This window comes from Flavobacterium movens (genome assembly GCF_039581425.1).
GTDB lineage: Bacteria > Bacteroidota > Bacteroidia > Flavobacteriales > Flavobacteriaceae > Flavobacterium > Flavobacterium luteolum.
Map to the genome: position 1 here is coordinate 331,987 of NZ_JBCPXY010000006.1, position 21,973 is coordinate 353,959.

Here is a 21,973-nt window from a genome sequence, read left to right on the forward strand (position 1 = left end):
TAAAGTAATAGATCGATCGATTTGTTACTTGAGCAGAAGGAGAGGTAACTCTCCTTTTGTTTTTATAGATAAGTAAGTGAATTTCTGCCCCAACTTTAATTCATAACATACAATATTAATTTTCATCAAAATAAAATGATTTTAAAGACAAAATATACTGTTGCAGCGCTATTGGCTTTATTTCTTTTTTCGAATGAAATAAAAGCACAGATAAAAGCAGTAAATATCGAAAGCAGTTATATTGCCGATCCGCCTGTTACTACAAACAGTCACGCCTCAACGTTGGTTGAATACAAGCCAAACGAAATTTTAGCTGCTTGGTTTGGCGGAAAATATGAAGGTGCAAAAGATGTCGGAATTTATATTTCGGCTTACAAAGACAAAAAATGGTCTGCGCCAAAAGAATTGATTCAGCCATTGATTAAAAACGGTGATACACTGCCATGTTGGAATCCGGTTTTGTTTAAAAGCAAAAGCCAGAACTTATATTTGTTTTATAAAATTGGAAAAAATCCGAGAGAATGGTTTGGCGCTATGATGGTTTCAAAAGATAACGGAACAACATGGGGAGAACCAAAGTATCTTCCAGATGGAATTTTAGGTCCAATTCGAAATAAACCAATCGAAACGACTCAAGGCGTAATTTTATGCGGAAGCAGTACAGAAAGTGTAAGTACCGATGAATGGCGTGTGCATGTTGAAGAATATACAGAAGCTACAGATTCTTGGAAGAAAATAGCGGTAGAAAACAATCAGAACTTTGATATTATTCAGCCAACATTTTTAATTCATAGCAAGAGTGATATTCAGATGCTGTCTCGAAGCAAACACAATAAAGTGGTTTCGAGCTGGTCTGGAGATAATGGTAAAAGCTGGATTAGAACCAACACCATAAATGTCATTAATTCAAATTCTGGAATTGATGCCTTAACAATCAATAAAAATCTGTTTTTACTGGTAAATAATCCGCTTCCAATTGGAAAAGACTGGTTTAACGGACGAAATATTCTAGATGTTGAATATTCTAAAGATGGTTTAAAATGGACGAAATTATTCGATCTTGAAAAACAGGAAAAAGGAGAATTTAGTTATCCAGCCATAATTCAAACTACAGATAAAAGAATACACGTTTTGTATACTTATGATCGAAAATATATTAAACATACCTCTTTTGATTTATAAGATAATAGTACGCTGATAAAACGGATTCACTTCGTGAAAACGCTGATTTTTACGGATTTTTTCATTCCATTTTTTGTAAAATATCTGTGTTCATCCGCGTCTTTGCAAAGCAAATCCGTGTCATCCGCGTTCCATTCTATAGACAACAAATTATGAAAAAACTCTCTATTGCAATTCTTTTCTTTTGCTACACTTTCGTGAATGCACAAATGGCTAAGACCTTTTACAAACATGACAAATATCTTTCATCAGATAAATTGGAAGGGCGTTTTGTGGGAACTAAAGGAAATAATGATGCGGCTGCGTATATCAAAAAATATTTTAAGAAATATGGTTTACAGCAATTCAATGATAGTTATTATCAGCCTTTCAAAGTGTTTGTCAAAGAAGGAATCAATAAAATGAAATCGGATAGTATGGCAACGCAAAACGTTGTGGGCTACATTGAAGGTTCTGATCCTAATTTGAAAAGAGAATACATCGTAATCGGTGCGCATTACGATCACTGGGGTTGGGGCGGACAAGGTTCTGGAAGTAAAAAGAAAGAAGCTTTTGCCATTCATAATGGAGCAGATGATAATGCGTCTGGAGTTTCGGCTTTGCTTTGCATCTTAGAAGAAATTTCAAAACAAAAAGTAAACCCTAAACGAAGCATCATCTTTATTTCGTTTAGCGGAGAAGAAGAAGGATTACTCGGTTCAAAGTATTTTGTCAATCATCTTCCAGTTCCAAAAGAAGCAGTTAAAGTAATGCTTAATATGGATATGGTCGGAAGATTGAACGATAAAAAAGAACTTTATATGGGAGGCGCAGGAACTTTTCCAAATGGAGTAGAATTAATGAAAAAGCTGCAAGAAAATAGCGGATTAAATCCTGTTATTCATGCTGGTGATGTAGGCGGTTCAGATCATGTTTCATTTTATAAAGAATCCATTTCGGCCGTTGGTTTCCATACAGGCGGACATCCGCAATACCACACGCCAGACGATGATATTGAGCTGATTAATTCAGATGGAGGCGCATTAGTTTCAAAATATATTTTTAATGCACTTGTAGAAATAGCCAATTACGAAGAAGCTTTGGTTTTCATTAAACAGAACTAAACAAAGCACTATTCCATACAATAAATTAAGTCGACTAGTGAAATTAATGCCTGTTCAATTTTACAAAATGAGTTAAGTTAATTAGTTTTTGTTTGTTAGAAAAGACGGTGTCTATTAAGTGGTATAGACGCCGTCTTTTATTTAAAATCTAATTGATTGCTTCAAAATTCTAATCATAAAAAAAACATTCCGCTTACTATAAATAGAAGCGGAATGTTCGATTAAAAAAAAACTCAAGTGATGAATTTTTCACAGACCGTTTTCACAGCCGTATATTTTTAGAATACACCAATATAGTGGTTTCCAGGTTTGTTCAATAATTTGGCACCTTTAGTAACTTTTCCAGAAGGAATATCAATTACATAAATGTTACCGTCTTTTCCAACTGGAGTAACAGCAATGTAGAAGCTGTTTCCATCAACAACAAAACCTTGGTATTGTCCAAAATCTAAGTCAGCATCATAATCAATACCTTCAACTTTTTGTGCTGTTCTAGCATTCAAATCAAGTCTTGCTACATATCCTTGATTCGTACCTTCAAAAGTATAAACTGCATAAGCAATTCCGTTTCCTACATATCTCCACGCATCAATATAGCTTCCTTTTACTCCTAAAGCAGTATCTAAACTAAAGACATAATTGTCATCGTATTGATTGTTCTGATTGATTTTTAAAATATAAGAGCCTTTTTGAGTATCTCTTTGTGTTGCCTGATAAATGTTTCCGTCAGTAGCCACAAAACTGTTAAAACTTCTGTATCCGCTAGTATCACCAAAAGCAACTTTTGAAGTAATTACCACTGGATTTTCTAAAGAAGGATAATCAACCACAACAGATTTTGAACCTAAACGAGTAAATGAACTTTCGTTTTCTTTTGGGTTAGTTATGTCTGTTTTACGCATCCAAGTTCCAATGATCAATTTGTTGCCCGCTTTGTTTAAAGTTGGAGCATCCAAACGGAAAATGTGGTGTCCTTGTGCTTCTTCTTCAGCAGTTAACGGAATGTCATATTGTTTGTAAGCAGAGATTAAAGTTTGTTTCATGTCTAGAGACAAAACAGTCGCTTTTCCTCTTGTATTTTTATATGATTTGTCTTCGTTTACACTAACAATTGGAGTAGCAATGTTTACTGCAATACCTGTTTTATCTCCATCAAAAAGTTTTACCCATCTTGGAGAAGTACCCGCATATTGAGAGATATTTACTTTAGCATCAGATTGTGCAAAATTGTTTCCTCCGTTTACTTTGTACGTCATAAATTCTCCACCATTTGCACCAGTATACGTGATGTTGAAAAGCGTGGTTCCGTCGACAGAAGATTGTAAACGTGCCGTTCTGCTAGATTGAACCGGTACACCTTGATCGTAAACATTTACAGAAAAATTAGGATCTATAGCATTCGCTTTACTAATAGCGTACACTTTTGTGCCACCATTTCCATCTCCTGGATCTGTCTGCATTACTGCACCAGCTACTGTAATCCAGCGTCCGTCTGTTTCTGGGTTTACAGGTTCAGTATTTTTGTTATCGTCGCTGCTGCAAGCCGTTGTCAATGCAAATGCACCAATTAGCAAGCTAGATGTAAATAATTTAAATGTGTTTTTTTTCATTTTTATTGCATTTAAAAATTAGTTATTTATTGAATGATTAAAATTTATTTAAGGTATAGTTGAGTTTTACATAAAAGGCTCTTCCTGGCTTTTGGGCTGCGAAATTGTCATAAACCTGTTCGTCAAAAACATTTCTTGCATCAAAACTAACTGTGATCTGCTTGTTCGGAAAAACATAACTCAAACCTAAATCTTGCGGAAATTGTGCTGTAGTTCTGTCGGTTTCTAACCATGAAGTATAAAATGGCGCAACATAACCGCAGTAGTAATATAAATTAAGCTCTGATTTGCTCTGAATTACATTTCTAAAATTGTATTGAAGATTTCCATTTAAATTAAAGAAAGGCTCATTTGGAAGCTGTTTATTATAGTTCGGAAGAATGTTTCCGTTTTTATCATATTTATCTTTAAACAGCGAATTGAATTTTGAAAGATTCATACCCGCAAAAAAACGATTGTTGAAAGAGTATTGAAAAGAAGCTTCAAAACCTACAGATTGCGCTTTTCCTAAGTTTACGAAAGGTGAAGCTTGAATCGCTTCGTTTACACGATCACTAATCTGACGTACAATTTTATCTTCGGTATTTCTCCAGAAAGCGTTTCCTGAAACGGTAAATTTGTGATGATTAATTTCGTATGGACCAAAACGCAAACCGGCATTAAAATTATTGCTCTGTTCAGGTTTTAGACCAGAATTGCTGATGATGTTTTCTCCAGGATTACCAAATATTTCATTTTCAGAAGGAAGTCTGATTGCTTTTTCAGCAGAAGCCATAACCATAACTTTTGGCAGAATAGAGTAGGAAGTGGCCATTCCGTACCCGGTATAATTGGTTTTTTTAGAGGTAATGACTTCTTTTACTACATTTTGGCCGTTTTGAGTTACAACCTGAGGATCTCTCTGTTCATTTTTCAGATTATAATTTTTTACAAAAAGATTCGCTCTCAATCGAGATTGAAACGCCGTCATTTCATAAGCAAATGAAGAAATGGTTTTAGCTAAATCTCTAGTAATTATAAAGTTTCTAGTAATTTCTGGCTGCATTTCATCATAATCATTTCGATCAAGAATATAAGTCATAACATTCACTAAAACCTTGTGATTTTCAGTAATCGTATAACTTAAACCTGCACGAGTATTAAAAATATCCGATCTCATATGATTGATGGTTGGCGCGCCTTGTTGTGCTCCAGTATTGGTTAAAATAGGCTGGCCATAGAGACCCAACGCTTTTTCACCATTCCAGTTGTAGTTCCATTTTACGGTATCGTTGATCACATCGTTTCTGTGACTGTAAACCGAAATAAGAGAAAAATCAAGGTTTTTAATTAGGAAGTCTTTTTTGCTATAATTCAAGCTAAATACATTGGCAGCCGATTCACTAAAACGTCCTTTATAAGGTTTAGTCATGTATTGCCCGTGCTGAATCTGATTAAAATCTTGCGAACCATTGTAGCTGATAAGTAGATTATCTGCCCAATCGACATTGGTAAAACCAGCTTCTAATCGTCCCCCAAAAGAACGGTACATACTCTCAAATCTCTTCGCACGAATGTATTCGTAACGTCCGTTTGGAGCAATATTGTAAACCCATTTTCCCCAAACTTCATAATCATTATCCGAGTAATTCTGAAATGCATTTGCTTTTACTGTAAATCCGTTTTTATCTCGGTAAGAAGCATTCACATTCGATTGTACGGTATTGAATGATCCGTAAGAAACAGAAGCATTTAGACTGTTTTTTGCTCCTTTCTTTAAAACCACATTGATTGCGCCTCCAAGTGAATCATCGGCTAAATAAGCGGGAACAACTCCTTTGAAAACCTCAATTCTTTCAATTAATGCAGGTGGAATACTATTTAAACTGAAAGAAGCGCCGTAAGTCTGAATAGGAACTCCGTCAATAAAAATTCGAATCGCATTTCCAGACATTCCGTTGATGTTGTACGTTACAGCAGAACCCAAACCTCCATTTTGTCTGATTCTTACTCCGCCAGAACGGTCTAATAAATCGTTGGTTTGCAGATTTCTTTTTGCAGCTTCTTGCGTTTCAATGACATTTACCGCAAATCCTTTTTCTATAATGTCTTTTTTGAATGTTTTCTTTTCAATTTTGACTTCTTTAAGCGCTTTCGGATCTGTTATTTTTTCTAATGCGATATTGATTTGATGTGATGGACGATTTACGGATATGTTTACTTTTTTTGGTTTTGCTTCCATTGAAGAAATTTCCAAATCGTAACTTCCGTAAGCCAAGCCTTTTATTTCAAATTGACCATCATTGTCAACGACAACAAATTTTTTAGTTCCCGTTATTTGAACTGATGCTCCAAAAGCGGTTTCATTATTGGCAAAATAGACTTTTCCTGTAATTTTTCCGGTTTGAGACCACCCAGAAAAAGTCATCATAAAAAAGAGAGCGTAAAGAATTCTCATGTAAGTTTACTATTTATAGGACTGCAAACTTATATGATAATTTAAATTTAATCTAAATAAAGCAATTAGAAGATTATTAGAATTTGGAGAAGTATTCTAATGTTATTTTAATGTTGTCTTTTGGAGTTATGAATTAAGAGTTATGAATTATGAGTTTCCAATTGATAATTAATAATTGATAATTCGGTTGTCTTCGTGAGCAATCCCGAAGTTTCGGAAGAAGGGTTTTCGTAAAGTGTTTTTATTAGTAATGCAAATGAAATAATCTCGCAATCCCGATAGTTATCGGGAGCAAGGCCTCAAAGCTTATTTATGAGTTGCCTCTAGCTTTAGCTGGAGGTTATTTTGAAAGGAAATGAAAAAGGCTTTAGCCAAAATAAGTTTGGCTAAAGCCTTCTTATGTAGATAAATTTATACCTCCAGCTAAAGCTGAAGTCAACTCAAAACTCATAACTCATAACTTATAAGAGAAGTTCTTAGACTTAATAATTTTCCCTTTATCCGTAATCATCACACAACTGTAATCTGGGAATTTTTGCAATAAAAGCAAACCTTCTTTCTGACCTAAAACCATCATAGAAGTACTTAATCCGTTAGCGGTTTCAGCGTTTGGACCAAAGACTGTTACACTGCACAAACCAGTGGCAGGATAACCCGTTGCAGGATTTATAATATGTGAATAACGTTTTCCATTAAAAACTACAAATTTTTCGTAACTGCCCGAAGTTGTTACAGCACCGTCTATTAAAGGAACAGCTGCCAAAATCTTTTCTGGTTTAAACGGATTTGTGATTCCGATTTTCCAATCTTTTCCATTAGGTTGTTTTCCCCAAGTGCTCATATCTCCAGAACCATTTATAATTCCGGCCTGAACGTCTTTTGCAATCATCATCGCACGGCATTTGTCGGTTGCATAACCTTCACCTAAAGCGCCGAATCCAATTTTCATTCCTTTTAATTTTAAGAAAATAGTCGATTCTGTGCTGTCTAGAATAATGTTTTTATAGCCGACTTTTTCTACCGATTTTTTTATGGCTTCCGCCGAAGGCATTTCCGTCATTGAGCCGTCAAATTTCCAGATTCTGTCCATTGCCGCAAAGCTAATATCAAAACCGCCATTTGTAATTTCAGAAAGTTTGATGGCTCTTTTAGTCAATTCAAAAACTTCACGGTCCACTTTTACAGGTTTTATTCCAGCATTCTGATTGACTTCAGAAACTTGAGAAGTGGGTTTCCAATCGGATATTAAATATTCAATTCGTGTAATTTCGGCAATAACTTCATCTATATTTTTTTCTGCCGAAAGAGAATCTTTGTCTACAATAGAAATATCAAAACGTCCGCCCATCAAAAGCGTCGTTCTTTTTCGTAATACTTGAGAATGTGTAGATACACAGCAAATAATTACAAAAAACAATGAAATTTTATATGATAATAATTTATGCATGAAAATGTATTAAAAAGTCAAAAGTCGAAAGTCAAAAGTCGAAAGTCAAAAGTCGAAAGTCAAAAGTCAAAAGTTGAAAATTAGAAATCAACAATCTAAAATCTAAAATCTAAAATTACTCTAATAACAATCCGTCAAAAATTGTTTGTTGGCTTTATATTCAGAAAGCGTTTTTAATCCTTTTGCCAAACACATTTCACTCAAAATAGCTTCAACATCTTTCTGCATGGCAAGTGAACCACAAATCATAATAACACCGCCTTTGTTTAATAAATTCACAAAGAAAATAGAATCTCTTTTAATCAAATCCATAACATAAATATGCTCTGCTTCACGAGATAGCGCCACATGAAAATTATCCAGATGTTCTTTTTGAATCATTATGCCTGCGAACTTTTTATACGCCATTAATGTTGGTGTTTCCATTCTGAATCCGCTGTACAAATGAAGTTCTTGTTTTGCTTTATTCTGTTCGATCATTCCTAAGAAAGGAGCAATTCCTGTTCCGTTAGAAATAAAAGCTACTTTTGGAGCTTTTTTCGGAAGATGAAAAGCAGGATTTTTTACAATTTGCGCTTTTATGACATTTCCTGGTTCCAACGAATTTAAGAAACCAGAACCTAATCCGTTTGGATGCAATTTTACAACCAATTGAATATTTCCAGAATGATTCCCAATAGAGTAGAGGCGTTCTCTAGAATCGTTGGCAGGATAAATTGCCAATAAATCGCCAGAACTGAATTTAACTCTTGCACTTGCTCTTAAAGTCAGAATGAAAGTATGTTCGGTATCAGAAATTGGAGTTTTGTCTAAAACCATTAATTTCTGTAAACCTTTTGGAATATGATTATATAGCGATGGAGTTGTTGCTAGCGGAATTCCCGTTTTTTCGCTCCATAATTTCACCCATTCTACAAATTCAACAGCTGATTTATCATTGACAGTTTTCAAATCTAAATAACGATCTGCCCACTTTTGTTTTCCTAAAAGCTGATCTATTTCAATTGCAAATTGGCAAAAGTCAGGATAAGATTTAGAACCAAAACCAACCACAGAGAAATTAATGTTCTGATCTTGATTTTGTTTTTCTATTAATGATTTAAATTGAGTTCCGTTAGAAGGTGCATCTCCCAAACCATGAGTTGATGTGAAAACAACAATATGTTCAGCCTTTGGATAAGAAGTAAATTTATTCAGTTCGCTTACAAAGACTTTTTGTCCATTCTCAATTAATTGCTTCTGAATCGCATTGGCAAATCGGAAAGTGCTTCCGTTTTCGGAACCTATTAAAAAGATAAAAGTACTTTCGCTTGCTTTAAATTTATTCCTAATTCGGCTAGATCTTCTTTTCAAAGTAATCGCAAAACCAGAATAAATAAAGAATAGAATATTGATACACGCAATTGCTAAGATTACAGCCCAGATTCCGTTAATTCTTCCCGTATGAAGATCTAGACTTAATGCGGCAAATTGCGCCGTCATTGGAGAAAGTTTTTCAGAAATTATAGCACCTGTAACCTGATTGACTTCAATCTCGCGGTCTTTTGTTTCAATGATATAATATTCTTCGGGATCATCTGTAAAAGGGAATTCGATTTTTTTTACTTCAGACAATAAAGTGGTATTGAAAACCGAAGCTGTTTTGGCGTTTTCTGAAAGTGCTATTTTTAGAGGTTTTGCTTTTTCTTCACCCATAAAAAAGTTGAATCTTTCGAGCGATAAATAGGTCCCTGTAAGTGCAATAATCAAAATAGGAATAAGAGCTAATCTTCCTAAAAGAACATGGTAATATTGAGCAAAATATTCTTTGATTATTTTAGAAAAGAAATTTCGTATGCCACGCTGTCTTTTTAGAACCAGCACAAAGCCAGAAATGGCAATTAATAACAAACAAAAAGAAATGACGCCCACAAAAAAACGTCCTGCTTCGTGAAGAAATAGCGAACGGTGAAAACTTGTAATCCAATTTATGAATTCGGATTTTTTTGCAGGAGTTCCTAATGCTTTTCCTGTTTTTGGATCAATGTATGCCTTAACATCATTTCCATCCGCATCAATAGCCTGAAGCGTTACAAACTGATTGTAATCGACACTTAATTCGGTAATTTCTGGGTACGCTTTCTTTAGAACAGGAAGAGTTTCGCCTAAAGTTATTTCATTAAAATTTTCAGCTTTGTACGGAAGTGTTTTTTCCTGAACCGCATCGACTGCCAGAATAATTCCGGTTACCGAAGCTAAAAGCAAAAAAATAGAAGAAAACAAGGCCAAAGCCAAGTGTGCGTAACGCCAGAAAGAAAGAGTCATTGAGTGTATTCTATTATAAAACGTTTAAAGCTTTGTCAAAGTTTAAAACAATGACAAAGCTCAGATTTTAATTCTAAGCACAAAAATAAAATTTGTACTCATTATAATGTTAAAAAATAATGTGCTTAAGATTATATTTTGTTTAACCTTACATATTTGATGTAACCTTTACCGTCTGTTTTATCGGCCATAGCTTCTGTTGTAAGCGGAATTTCAAGATCGCTCACATAATATTTCTGATCTTCAACAGCCGACTCAAAACGAAGTTTATATCCTTTATTGATTTTAGAATTTTCGATTTCGATTGTAGTTACACTGCGGTCTCCACCAGTTACAGAAGCTCCTGTTTTAGCACTGATATCATCATTTTTCTGAGTATGGAACTTGTTCCATTCTTTTAATGATTTGTACCATTTTTTATCATCGCCCATTACATAAAGCGTTTTTTCATACTCACCAGCCGAATTAACAAGAGAAACAACGATATAAGCACCTTCTCCCATATAGTTGTTCATTTGAAGCATGATTTTATACTTGCTCGATTGTGCCTGAGATTGGAAAGAAACTAAAAAGATAAAAGCGCTTGTAAGAGCAATTTTTAATATTGATTTCATGAAATTAAGTTATGAATTATGAATTATAATTTTTGAGTTATGAATTTTGCGTTTTGAATTATAGTTTAGATTTTCCACTCATAATTCATAACTCAAAACTCATACATTATTGAAAGTTATTTTAAAAACTCAACTGAGATATTATTTTTTGTAAGCAGTTCATTTTCTTTTGCTAAAGCATAAGCAGTTTCGTCAAATTCTGTGCTGATGTCTTTTTTAGCACCAGCTGAAACTAGATATTTCAAGATGGCATCATCTTTAGAAGTCATTGCCGCTCTGTGTAAAGCTGTTAAACCGTCTTTGTTTTTAGCGTTGATGTCTACTTTTAAATCAGTAATTTTTTTAAGAAGAGAAACATCATTTTTAGTGATCGCTAAATGATATAAAGTGTTTCCATCTTTTTGAGGAGCTGCAAGGTTTAAACCTTTTTCCTGAAGTAATTTTGCTTTTGCATCAAAAGGATCTGTTGCCGCTTTCTCTCTTCCTGCTGGACGATAAGATTGTACCAAATAAACACCTAAATTGTTTCCGTCTTTATCTTTCACATTCACATCGGCACCTTTTGCTAAAAGTAAATTTACAGCTTCTGGAGTTCCATTTTTTACAGCAAATGTCAAAGCAGATTCTCCTTTTAGATTTTGTGCGTTTACGTTTCTAGCTTTTGGAAGAAAAAGTTCCAAAGCCGCTGCATCTCTTGCCGCAGCTGCAGCCATTAATGGTGTATTTCCTTCTTTATCTGCTTTATTAACATCAACACCTTTTGCTAAGAAATATTGAATAATTTCTGTCTGATTTGGTTTTCCTGCCAAGAAATGCAATACATTTTGTCCCGCTTTGTTTTGAACAGTTGCTTTAATTTTTACTTCTTCAACCAAATATTTGTAAGTTTCAAGAGTATTTGCCTCTCTTCTGCTTCCTTGTGCGGCAAATAAAAGTGCATCATCTGTTGGTTTAATTCCTTTTTCTAGAAGTTTCTTTAAAAGCGGAATATTTCCTGATCTTGCTGCATATGTAAAAGCAGTATTTCCATCATTATCCACATCTTTTAAAGACATTCCTTTAGTCGAAAAATATTCGGCAGCTTTTAAATCTTTATCAGAAGCAATAGCTAAAAGTAAAAGGTTTGCCCCATTAGCATATTTTTTTGTTGGATTAAGACCTGCTTTAAAGAAAGCATCGTACATTGCTGGAGCTGACTGTCCGTTTGAAGCAGCAAAATCTGCAGGAGCAGTTCCGTGGCTGTCTTCATAATTTACATCAGAACCTTTAGAAATTAAATATTGTACTAATTCTGTATTTCCTCTATAAGCTGCCCAGTGCAGATAGATACGATTATCGTGAGTTAATTTTGTAACTGAATTTCCAGGCTGTTCTACCAAAAATTTGATAGTTGCAAAAGGCGCATCATTATTAATAGCGAAAGTAGTAACGTCAAATGCATTGGCATTAGCTTCAGCTGGATTATTTCCTTTAGAGATTTCTGATTGAACCGTTTCTACAGTTGGTGAAGTTTTCCAGAAAGCGGCATCTAGCAGAGAGTTTTTTTGTTGGGCACTTACAAATAAAGTAGCAGCAAATGCAAAAGAAACAAAAAGGTTCTTTTTCATATTTCGATAATTTATGGTTATAGAATTGTTCAAGATTGATTTAATTTTCGGAAATATTTTTAATCTATTTAGAATAAATAAAAATAAAAGCAAATGTAAAAATTAATATTCTTAAAGCAAGAATAATTTGCTGTAAAAAGGCATTTCGGCTTTAGTTTTTCTAAAAATTAAGGATTGCTTAAGTAAATTTTAATTTTGTTTTAATCTGGTTCGTTTTTGAACCATAAATAAAAGCGTCTTTTCTTAGAGAAAAAAGTGCTCTTTTTAAGAAGGGATTATCGTTTTTTCCTCTTTTTTGATGTAACTACTTTTGGAAATGAGATTTTAGTAGATTCTTCAGCCTTATTTCGTTGTTTTCTGTGAATTTCAAAACTTTTTTATAATATGTAGATATTAAATTACTGTAATAATGATTGTTATGTTTTTGCGGTTCAAAGTATTATTTAGAATAATTATTAATAACTAGCGTTTTTTCCAAGCAAAATTCTTCTTCAAATTTCTGTTTTCAAAATACGAATGTTGATAACTGTTTTTATTACTGTCTTCAAAAAGACCATTTTTTGATGTTGATAACTTGATATTAATTTTAGGGAAAATGCTAGTTCATTGCAAATTACAGAACATTATTTTCATGTTGATAAAATTTGAGTCATACCGAATTTTTGAAGTTTTAAAACTGTTGATAATTGGATGGATTTTTAACATCTAAAATGGGACAAAAGAATAACTGTAGGTTAAATTTGTAATTATAGAAATCACGCTAATCCCTCCCCAATTTAAGCGCTCATATTTCTGTCTCTAAAATAGTCACTTAAAACTCTATATATATGTCAATTTTTGATAAAAGAATCAATTACAAACCTTTTGAGTATCCTGAGGTTCTGCAATTTACCGAAGCGATCAATAAAGCGTACTGGGTACACACCGAAGTAGACTTTACTGCCGATACACAAGATTTTCATGCACATTTAAATCTGGCAGAAAAAACAGCAATTAAAAATAGTTTGTTGGCAATTGCACAGATTGAGGTAGCTGTAAAAAGTTTTTGGGGTAATATATATGAGCATTTTCCGAAACCAGAATTCAACGGTTTGGGAACTACTTTTGCGGAATGTGAATTTAGACATTCAGAAGCATATTCTCGTTTGCTGGAAGTTTTAGGATATAATGATGAGTTTGAAAAGCTGTTAGATGTCCCTGTAATACGCAGACGTGTAGATTATCTTTCGAATGTACTGAAAGATACCAAATCTCAGGATAACAGAAAGTATATGGTTTCACTGATTTTGTTCAGTATCCTGATTGAGAATGTATCTTTATTTAGTCAGTTTGCCATTTTGCTGTCTTTTACAAGATTCAAAGGTTATATGAAAAATGTGAGCAATATTATTGCTTGGACTTCGATCGACGAACAAATTCACGCTAATGGCGGAATCTATATCATTAATAAAATTCGTGAAGAGTTTCCAGAATATTTTGATGCAGAAACTTTAGAGTTAATTAGAGAAACAGTAAAAGAATCTATTAGTGTTGAAGCTGCTATTTTGGACTGGATTTTTGAGGATGGAGCGATAGAAACCATAAATAAAGAAGATTTAGTAAACTTCATGAAATTTAGAATTGACGAGAGCTTAAAACAAATCAATATTGAAACTATTTTTAATGTGGCTCCAGAAGAATATTCAAAAATGACTTGGTTTGAAGAAGAGGTTTTTGCAAACAGTTTAGACGATTTCTTTGCAAAACGTCCAGTAGAATATACAAAACACGATAAAAGCATTACAGCAAACGACCTTTTTTAATACAAGCCCAGAATACTTATGAATACGACAGACACAAACTCAGCAAATACTAATTTTGAAACGCAAAACGACAGTAAAATGTGGTGGAAAAATTCTGAAAGTGAACAGATTTTAAATCGTGGCTATCTTTTAAAAGGAGAAACTGTAGAAGGGGCAATCGATAGAATTTGTACGGCTGCAGCGAAAAGGCTGTACAAACCAGAATTGAAAGAATCTTTCATGGAAATGATCGAAAGAGGTTGGATGAGCATAAGTTCGCCAGTTTGGGCCAATATGGGAACCGAAAGAGGTTTGCCAATTTCTTGTTTTAATGTTCATGTTCCAGACAAGATTGAAGGGATTACACATAAACTGGGTGAAGTAATTATGCAGACTAAAATTGGAGGTGGAACTTCTGGTTATTTTGGTGAATTACGTGAACGCGGAAGTGCTGTAACTGATAACGGAAAGAGTAGTGGAGCGGTTAGTTTTATGAAACTTTTTGATACGGCAATGGACACTATTTCTCAAGGTGGAGTTCGTCGTGGTGCGTTTGCTGCTTATTTAGATATTGACCATCCGGATATTGAGGAATTTTTAAAAATTAAAAGTATCGGAAACCCAATTCAAAACCTGTTTACGGGAATCTGTGTGCCAGATTACTGGATGCAGGAAATGATTGATGGCGATGTTGATAAAAGACAAATTTGGGCGAAAGTATTGGAAAGCCGCCAACAAAAAGGATTACCGTATATTTTCTTTAGTGACAACGTAAATAAAAATAAGCCGCAAGTTTATAAAGATCAGAATCTAAGAATCAACGCCAGTAATTTATGCAGTGAGATTATGCTTCCGTCTACGCATGATGAATCATTTATCTGCTGTTTATCTTCTATGAACTTAGAATTATATGAAGAATGGAAAGATACTGAAGCGGTAAAATTGGCGATCTTTTTCTTAGATGCTGTTTTGCAGGAATTTATTGAAAAAACAGAAGGTAACTATTATCTTTCTGCAGCGAATAAATTTGCTAAAAGACACCGTGCGCTTGGTTTAGGAGTTTTAGGATGGCATTCTTATTTGCAGAAAAATATGATTCCGTTTGAAGGAATGGAAGCTAAAATGAAAACAACAGAGATTTTCAAACATATTAGCGATAAAGCAGATAAAGCTAGTCAAGAATTGGCTAGAATTTATGGCGAACCAGAATTGCTAAAAGGTTACGGAAGACGTAATACAACCACAATGGCAATTGCGCCAACAACTTCATCTTCTGCAATTTTAGGGCAAACTTCGCCAGGAATCGAACCTTTTAGCAGTAACTATTATAAAGCTGGATTGAGTAAAGGTAACTTTATGCGTAAAAACAAATACCTTAAAAAGTTGCTTGAAGAAAAAGGGCTAGACAACGAAGAAGTTTGGAGAGGAATTATGCTAAACGGAGGAAGTGTGCAACACATGGAGCAGCTGACACAAACTGAAAAAGATGTTTTTAAAACATTTAAAGAAATTAGCCAGTTAGAAATTGTGCAGCAAGCAGGAATTCGTCAGAAATTTGTTGATCAAGGACAAAGTTTAAATCTTAATATTCCAGCAGAATTGGCAATCAAAGATGTAAACCGTTTAATGATTGAAGCTTGGCAGCAAGGAGTAAAAAGTCTGTATTACCAAAGAAGCCAGAGTGTTTCTAAAGAATTGGTAACAAGTCTTGTTTCTTGCAGCAGCTGTGAATCATAAAAATCAAAAGGCCGAATCTTAATTTAGATTCGGCTTTTTTTTATTGTGAATCTTTACCGTAAAGATTCACTAAGATTTATATGCAAGAAACGCAAAGGGTTTCACGCAGATTTTAAAAGATTTAAGCTGATTAAGACAGATATGAATTGCCTCCAGCTTTAGCTGGAGGTTTTTGTTTTAAATTGTAAAAGGCTTTAGCCAAACTTTGAATTTGGCTAAAGCCTTCTTATTCTCCTTTTTGACCTCCAGCTAAAGCTGGAGGCAATTCATATTGAAATAATAATTTAATTAAATTTACGAATTGTTTCGCGCGTGGCTAAAAATAACTTAGAGTCTTAGCGTCTTAGTGGCTAAAAAAAAAGCTCTAAACTTTAGATTTCAACCTACTCAAAGTTTCCTGTGAAATATTAATATAAGAAGCAACAATTTTATTTGGCAATCTTTTCACAATGGAAGGATTTATTTTCAAAAGCTGATTGTATCTTTCTAAAGCATCCATAGTTGTAAAAGACATTAAACGATTGGCATTATTTACATACGCTTTCTCCAGATAATTACTGTAGAACTCACGCCATTGCGGAACAATTTTCATTAAATGATTGAAATCTTCGTGAGAGATAGAAAGCAATTCCGATTTCTCCACAACCTGAATATTTTCTAACGCTGGCATTTTGGTGATAAAACTAACTAAAGCTGTTGCAAATTGATTTTCGAAAGCAATATATCTCGTAGCATCTTTTCCTTCTTCATTAATAAAAAAGATGCGTAGACAGCCTTTCGCAACAAAAAATGTTTCTTGACTTACTTGGCCTTGAGCCAACAAAATTTCATTTTTTCCTTTTTTGATAAGTTTAAAATAGGAGAGAATGGTTTCTAAATCTTCATCAGAAACGTTAATGCTTTTTCGAATAGAATTGCCAAGCTGTTCGTATATCATTTAGTTATAATCTCTAACGAATTTACGGTAGTAAATAATATCTTCGATTGATAAAACCACTAAGTCGTGTTCTTGTGCAAAGCTAACAATTTTGTCTAGTTTCGCCATGCTACCGTCTTCGTTCATCAATTCGCAAAGGACAGCTTCAGGTTGTAAACCCGCCAATTTCATTAAATCGACACTTCCTTCAGTATGACCATTTCTTCCTAAAACACCATTATTGTTTGCTCTAAGAGGAAAAATATGTCCAGGTTTTGCTAAATCTTCTGGTTTTGCGTTTGCTGCAATAGCTGTTTTGATAGTGGTAGTTCGATCTTTTGCAGAAACTCCAGTTGTAACTCCGTTTCTGGCTTCAATTGTTATCGTGAAAGGAGTTTGAAAACTGCTTGTGTTTTCTTTTACCATGTAGGGAAGTTCCAATTCATCCGCTTTTTCATTCGTTAGGCAAAGGCAGACAATGCCGCTGCATTCGCGAATCATTAAAGCCATATTCTGAACAGTTATGTGTTGTGCAGAAAATATAAGATCTCCCTCATTTTCTCGGTTTTCATCGTCGGTTACCAAAACACCTTTTCCTTTTTTAAGCTGTTCTAAAGCATTTTCTACACGTTCTTTACTCGAAATTCCAAATTGTATTAACGGACTTAATTCTGTACTTGTCATAAAACCTTTTTAGAAATAATAAGAAGCAAATCTAAAGTTGTTTAAAGCCAAAAAGTTTGACATAAGTCAATAAATTGGTATTCTATTTTTTTAATTTAGTTGTCATAAAATCTTAATTTAGTACCCAAATTCCATAAATCAAAATCTAATCAAAACCATCTCAAATGGATAATATTACCATAATCATAATGCTGCTTTTCGGTGTGGCTTTTCTTAGCCTTGTTAGTAAAAGATATAATTTTCCGATTCCTATTGTTTTGGTTTTATGCGGTGTTGTTATTAGTGTTGTTCCTGGACTTCCTGTAATTGCTTTGAGTCCAGAAATTGTATTTATTATATTTTTACCGCCTCTTTTATACCATGCAGCATGGCATACAAGCTGGTCAGATTTTAAGCAGTCCATACGTCCGATAACTTTTGCAGCTGTGGGTTTGGTTTTTTTTACAACAGGACTTGTTGCTGTTTCGGCACATTGGCTTATTGATGATATGTCTTGGCCGTTAGCTTTTTTGCTTGGTGCTATTGTTTCTCCTCCTGATGCCGTTTCGGCAACGGCGATTACAAAAGGGTTAGGGCTTAATCCGAGGTTAATTGCGATCCTAGAAGGAGAAAGTTTAGTAAACGATGCAAGTGGTCTGGTTGCCTATAAATATGCGCTTACAGCAATTACAGCAGGTAATTTTGTTTTGTGGCAAGCAGGATTAAATTTTGTATTAATGTCAGTTTTAGGCATAGCAATAGGCTTGGCTGTTGGTTATATTATGTATTATATCCATAAAAGATTTGTTTGTGATGATATTATCGAAGTAACACTTACATTATTGACGCCATTTGCTTCATATCTTCTTGCAGAACACTTTGAAGGTTCTGGAGTTTTGGCTGTGGTAACAACAGGCCTTTTTCTGGCAGCGAGATCAGGAACCATTTTTTCGCATGAAAGCCGAATTATGACGAATACAATTTGGGATGTGCTTAATAATATTCTGAATGGTTTAATCTTTATTTTAATTGGACTTCAGTTAAGACAAATCATTGCAGGAATAAGTAATTATTCTGGCAGTTCGTTATTCATTTGGGGAGCAGTTATAAGTATTGTAGTGATTTTAGTTCGTTTTTTATGGGTTATTCCCGCTACAATTCTTCCTCGGGTAATCAGTAAAAAGATTCGAGAAAAAGAACAATTTGATTATCGAAACATGATCATTTTCGGATGGTCAGGAATGCGAGGTGTGGTTTCTATGGCTGCGGCTTTGGCACTTCCGTTAATGTTGAATAAAACAGAAGAATTTCCGCTTCGAAATCTAATTATATACTTAGTTTTCTGTGTTATTCTGTCGACTTTGGTTATACAAGGTCTTACGCTTCCATGGTTGATTAAGAAACTAAAAATTGAACGTTATTCGATACTTGCCGAAGAATATAACATTCGAAATGTTATTGTTTCAGAAACGATCGCACATATAGAAGATAATTTTTCTTTACTGAATGATGAGTTGCTTCATAATATTAAAAGCAAATACGAAGTAAAATTCAACCGACTTCAAAAGACAGAACTTCCAGCTAATTTCTTCGGAAATGGAAAACTTCTTGGCGGTGAAATTTTTAATGATTTCACTAAAATCCAAATCGATCTGCTGAATGTAGAACGAGCAAAATTAGAATCGATGCATAAATTTGGTTCTGTCAATGAAGAAATCTTCCGCAAAATAGAAAAAGAACTCGATTTGGAAGAAACCCGTTTGTGGATGGAAATGTACGAGGAAAATTAATTGTCAATTGTCAATTGTAAATGGTGAATTGTGAATGTCTTCTTTGCATATAGAAAATAATTAATAATTCACCATTTACAATTCACCATTAAATAACCCCCATTTTCTGCATCAAAAATGTTGCGCTTTTGTTTTTACAGATTCCGTTTCGGAGTTTGTAATCGAAATGTAAATCGTTGTTTTGAATCTCAACTTCGAAACATTGATTGGTTAAAATTTCAGGATATTCATTTGTAGTCAAACAAACTTCTATGTCGTGCGTTGCAATTGCACCAATTGCTTTTTTAGAAATTATTTTCTTCACTACTTCAATTGTTCCGTTTCTTTTATCATCAGAATTTGTACCTCTTAAGATCTCATCTAATAAAACAAAAGCGGGCTGATTTTCAAGGGCATCCATAATTTGTTTTAAACGTTTGATTTCAGCAAAGAAGTAAGATTCACTATCAGATAAAGAATCAGATAATCTCATTGAAACTAATACTGGAAGTGGATGTACTTTAGCTTCTGATGCACAAATAACTGAACCAATTCCACTCAATACCATATTGATCCCTAAACTTCTTAAAAATGTACTTTTCCCAGACATATTAGATCCGGTCAAAATCACAAAAGATTGTGGATGAAATTGAGTGTCATTTCCAACTCTTGTCGCGGGGTTCAATAACGGATGGCTTAGATTTTTAAACTCGATTTTATAATGAGAATTGATTTCAGGAAAAACGAAATCTTCATTATTATACGCCAAATTTGCCAGACTGTTTAGTGCTTCAATTTCGCCAATAATAGAAACCCAATGATTCATTTCTGACGCATAATCTTCTTTCCATTTTAAAAGTGCTTTTAAAACATGCAGATTGAATAAGAATGTTCCGTTGAATAAAGTGGCTGTTACAAAATTATTTATTGTATCCATTCTTGAAAATAACTCAGAAAGCTGTTTTAAATGCTGGCTTGCTTTGGCATTCTTAAAGTTAAGCTGTTCTTGTAAGTGAATTAGTTTATTAGATTGGAAAGATTCACGTTCAATTTTTTCAATCAATAGACTGTACTGCTTTATGATATTAGCGACATTATCTGCTTTTGCTATTTCCGATTGAATTCTCTTTACAGCTCTTCCTAAAACAATTAAATTGGCAATAAAGACATACGTTAAATAAGAAAGTATAATAGTTTTTGATGTAATAAAATACGCTGCCAGAAATCCAAAAAATGTTACTGGAAGAATAAATGATAATGCAACTAAAACTTTAGGTAATGAGTTATTTGTAAAAGAAGTCCAATTTTTTATCGCTTCATAAGATTGTTTAGAATCTTGACTTATAATTGCTAAAGCCTGAAATTCTTGCCTCCAATCAATTTTGCTTTTTAATTCGTTTATGGCTTCCTGATTTTCTAAAATTTCTGTTTCGGGAAGCGTATGCAGTAATAACTCTGCAAGTGTTTTTTTTCCGATAAAAGAGGCAGTTCTGTTTAGGTTTTGAAATAAAGAATGATCTCCAAAAATATCCAAATCGTAAGCATACGGATGATGAAAATCGATAAATTCAGCTCCGTTTTCAAAAGGTGTTTTTTCCCTTTTCAGAAAAGCAATTTCGTTCTGATTAATTTTTAAAAGTGTTTCTGCCAGCAATCTTTGAAATGATACTCTCGAATGTATTCTCATAAAAAAAATAAAACCAGCAAAAGACAAAACAGCTAGGGTAACATAAAGTATTTGATCTGTCTTGATGTAATAAAACATAAAAAACAAGAAAAGGAAAATACTTAATAGTCTCAAAAGACATATGCTGTTGTATTTTTTGTTGGTTTTATTATAGAGTTCTGAGTATTTTGTAACGTTGTCTGGATATGCTTTCATTCTATTATTTTGGTTGAAATACAAATATAGCTTTTAAGTCACAAAATCATCACTATTGCCATTTAATCTTCATGCATAACCAAAATTGGAATGGTTACTTCTTTGGCAATCTTTTTTGAAAAGCTTGAATCAAATAGACTTTCAAAGAATGAGCGTTTATGTGTAATTGTGGTTAAAACATCAATGTCTTTGTAAAGAATAAAGTCAAGAATGGTTTCTTTGACGTCATCACTTGGTAAAACTAAAAATTCTACATTTTCTTCAGAGAATTCTTTTTCCCATTCTTTTCTAGTTTCTTCTGAAACATCTGAATTAGAAGTTTTAACGTATAAACTTTTTACCTTAGCACCGGTTTTTTTAGCGATTTTCAGAATTTTTTTCAGTTCTTTTTTATCTTTTTCACGGTAGCGTGTAGTAAAGCCAATAGTTTTTACTTTTCTGTATTTTGCATCGATAGGAATACACAGAACAGGAACTTCGACTCCAGAAATCACAGATTCGGTATTAGAACCTGTAAAGAATTTAGTCCAGTCAGAAGCGCTATTGGTTCCCATAATCACAAAATCGACTTGATCTTCTTCTACGGCATTTTTTAGGTTGTAGATAAGATCACCATCCATTAAACGGTGTTTGATTACAATATCTTCTAATTTACGTTCGGCAGCAATTTGGCGTAGTTTTGGAATTTCGTCTTTAAACATTTCAAATTTTGCCAATTCGATTGAACTGTATATAGAAGCATAATTCTCTGGAAAGAATTGGCTGTCGTAAACGGGAATCTCGAATGTATGAAGTAAGATTAATTCGGCGTTTACCACTTTAGCAAATTCTAAAGCATGGACAAATGCATTGGTAGCAGCATCAGAGAAATCGGTTGGAAATAATATCTTTTTCATAGTACTTAAGATTAAGGTTTGTCTC

General features: G+C 33.7%; 15 protein-coding genes. 5 read left to right on the plus strand and 10 right to left on the minus strand.

The genetic code is table 11. From position 1 onward, the window contains the following. Window positions 1-135: 135 nt before the first annotated feature. The gene (locus AAYQ05_RS13350; RefSeq protein WP_343543978.1) at window positions 136-1,182 is read left to right on the plus strand and encodes a sialidase family protein; all 1,047 of its coding nucleotides are present in this window, start codon (window positions 136-138) and stop codon (window positions 1,180-1,182) included. Between the two features lie 152 nt (window positions 1,183-1,334). Next, window positions 1,335-2,285: a M20/M25/M40 family metallo-hydrolase gene (locus AAYQ05_RS13355; RefSeq protein WP_343543979.1), complete on the plus strand. Its 951-nt coding sequence runs from the start codon at window positions 1,335-1,337 to the stop codon at window positions 2,283-2,285. 278 nt (window positions 2,286-2,563) lie between these two features. On the opposite strand, the gene AAYQ05_RS13360 is transcribed toward AAYQ05_RS13355, so the two are convergent. From AAYQ05_RS13360 to AAYQ05_RS13385, 6 genes are all read right to left on the minus strand, one after another. Then, window positions 2,564-3,895, minus strand: a complete 1,332-nt coding sequence (locus AAYQ05_RS13360) for a DUF4374 domain-containing protein (protein WP_343543980.1) — start codon at window positions 3,893-3,895, stop codon at window positions 2,564-2,566. Window positions 3,896-3,932: 37 nt separating this feature from the next. After that, window positions 3,933-6,332 (minus strand): TonB-dependent receptor, encoded by a 2,400-nt coding sequence (locus AAYQ05_RS13365; protein ID WP_343543981.1) that lies wholly within the window; start codon window positions 6,330-6,332, stop codon window positions 3,933-3,935. A gap of 454 nt (window positions 6,333-6,786) precedes the next feature. Further along, window positions 6,787-7,779, minus strand: a complete 993-nt coding sequence (locus AAYQ05_RS13370; protein ID WP_343543982.1) for an FAD:protein FMN transferase — start codon at window positions 7,777-7,779, stop codon at window positions 6,787-6,789. A gap of 120 nt (window positions 7,780-7,899) precedes the next feature. Then, on the minus strand, window positions 7,900-10,083 hold the full coding sequence (locus AAYQ05_RS13375) for a PepSY domain-containing protein (RefSeq protein ID WP_343543983.1): 2,184 nt from the start codon (window positions 10,081-10,083) through the stop codon (window positions 7,900-7,902). Between the two features lie 131 nt (window positions 10,084-10,214). Then, entirely contained in the window at window positions 10,215-10,697 is a 483-nt protein-coding gene (locus tag AAYQ05_RS13380) for a DUF2271 domain-containing protein (protein WP_343543984.1), read from the minus strand. Between the two features lie 116 nt (window positions 10,698-10,813). Then, window positions 10,814-12,304, minus strand: coding sequence for an ankyrin repeat domain-containing protein (locus AAYQ05_RS13385; RefSeq protein WP_343543985.1), 1,491 nt, complete (start codon window positions 12,302-12,304; stop codon window positions 10,814-10,816). A gap of 827 nt (window positions 12,305-13,131) precedes the next feature. On the opposite strand from AAYQ05_RS13385, the gene AAYQ05_RS13390 reads away from it, so the two are divergent. Beyond that, the gene (locus tag AAYQ05_RS13390; protein ID WP_281632907.1) at window positions 13,132-14,106 is read left to right on the plus strand and encodes a ribonucleotide-diphosphate reductase subunit beta; all 975 of its coding nucleotides are present in this window, start codon (window positions 13,132-13,134) and stop codon (window positions 14,104-14,106) included. Between the two features lie 18 nt (window positions 14,107-14,124). Continuing rightward, a complete protein-coding gene (locus AAYQ05_RS13395) occupies window positions 14,125-15,822 on the plus strand; it encodes a ribonucleoside-diphosphate reductase subunit alpha (RefSeq protein ID WP_343543986.1) in 1,698 nt (565 codons plus the stop codon). A gap of 364 nt (window positions 15,823-16,186) precedes the next feature. Here AAYQ05_RS13395 and AAYQ05_RS13400 read toward each other — a convergent pair whose 3' ends face one another. Further along, on the minus strand, window positions 16,187-16,759 hold the full coding sequence (locus AAYQ05_RS13400) for a Crp/Fnr family transcriptional regulator (protein WP_343543987.1): 573 nt from the start codon (window positions 16,757-16,759) through the stop codon (window positions 16,187-16,189). Beyond that, the gene (ribB, locus tag AAYQ05_RS13405; RefSeq protein ID WP_343543988.1) at window positions 16,760-17,422 is read right to left on the minus strand and encodes a 3,4-dihydroxy-2-butanone-4-phosphate synthase; all 663 of its coding nucleotides are present in this window, start codon (window positions 17,420-17,422) and stop codon (window positions 16,760-16,762) included. It abuts the gene before it with no gap. A 164-nt stretch (window positions 17,423-17,586) separates the two neighbouring features. On the opposite strand from ribB, the gene AAYQ05_RS13410 reads away from it, so the two are divergent. Continuing rightward, the gene (locus AAYQ05_RS13410; protein ID WP_343543989.1) at window positions 17,587-19,191 is read left to right on the plus strand and encodes a Na+/H+ antiporter; all 1,605 of its coding nucleotides are present in this window, start codon (window positions 17,587-17,589) and stop codon (window positions 19,189-19,191) included. Between the two features lie 88 nt (window positions 19,192-19,279). Here the strand turns inward: AAYQ05_RS13410 and AAYQ05_RS13415 are convergent, their stop codons facing one another. Further along, window positions 19,280-21,052 (minus strand): MutS-related protein, encoded by a 1,773-nt coding sequence (locus AAYQ05_RS13415; protein ID WP_343543990.1) that lies wholly within the window; start codon window positions 21,050-21,052, stop codon window positions 19,280-19,282. Between the two features lie 62 nt (window positions 21,053-21,114). After that, window positions 21,115-21,948, minus strand: coding sequence for a universal stress protein (locus AAYQ05_RS13420; protein ID WP_281632901.1), 834 nt, complete (start codon window positions 21,946-21,948; stop codon window positions 21,115-21,117). Between the last annotated feature and the right edge of the window lie 25 nt (window positions 21,949-21,973).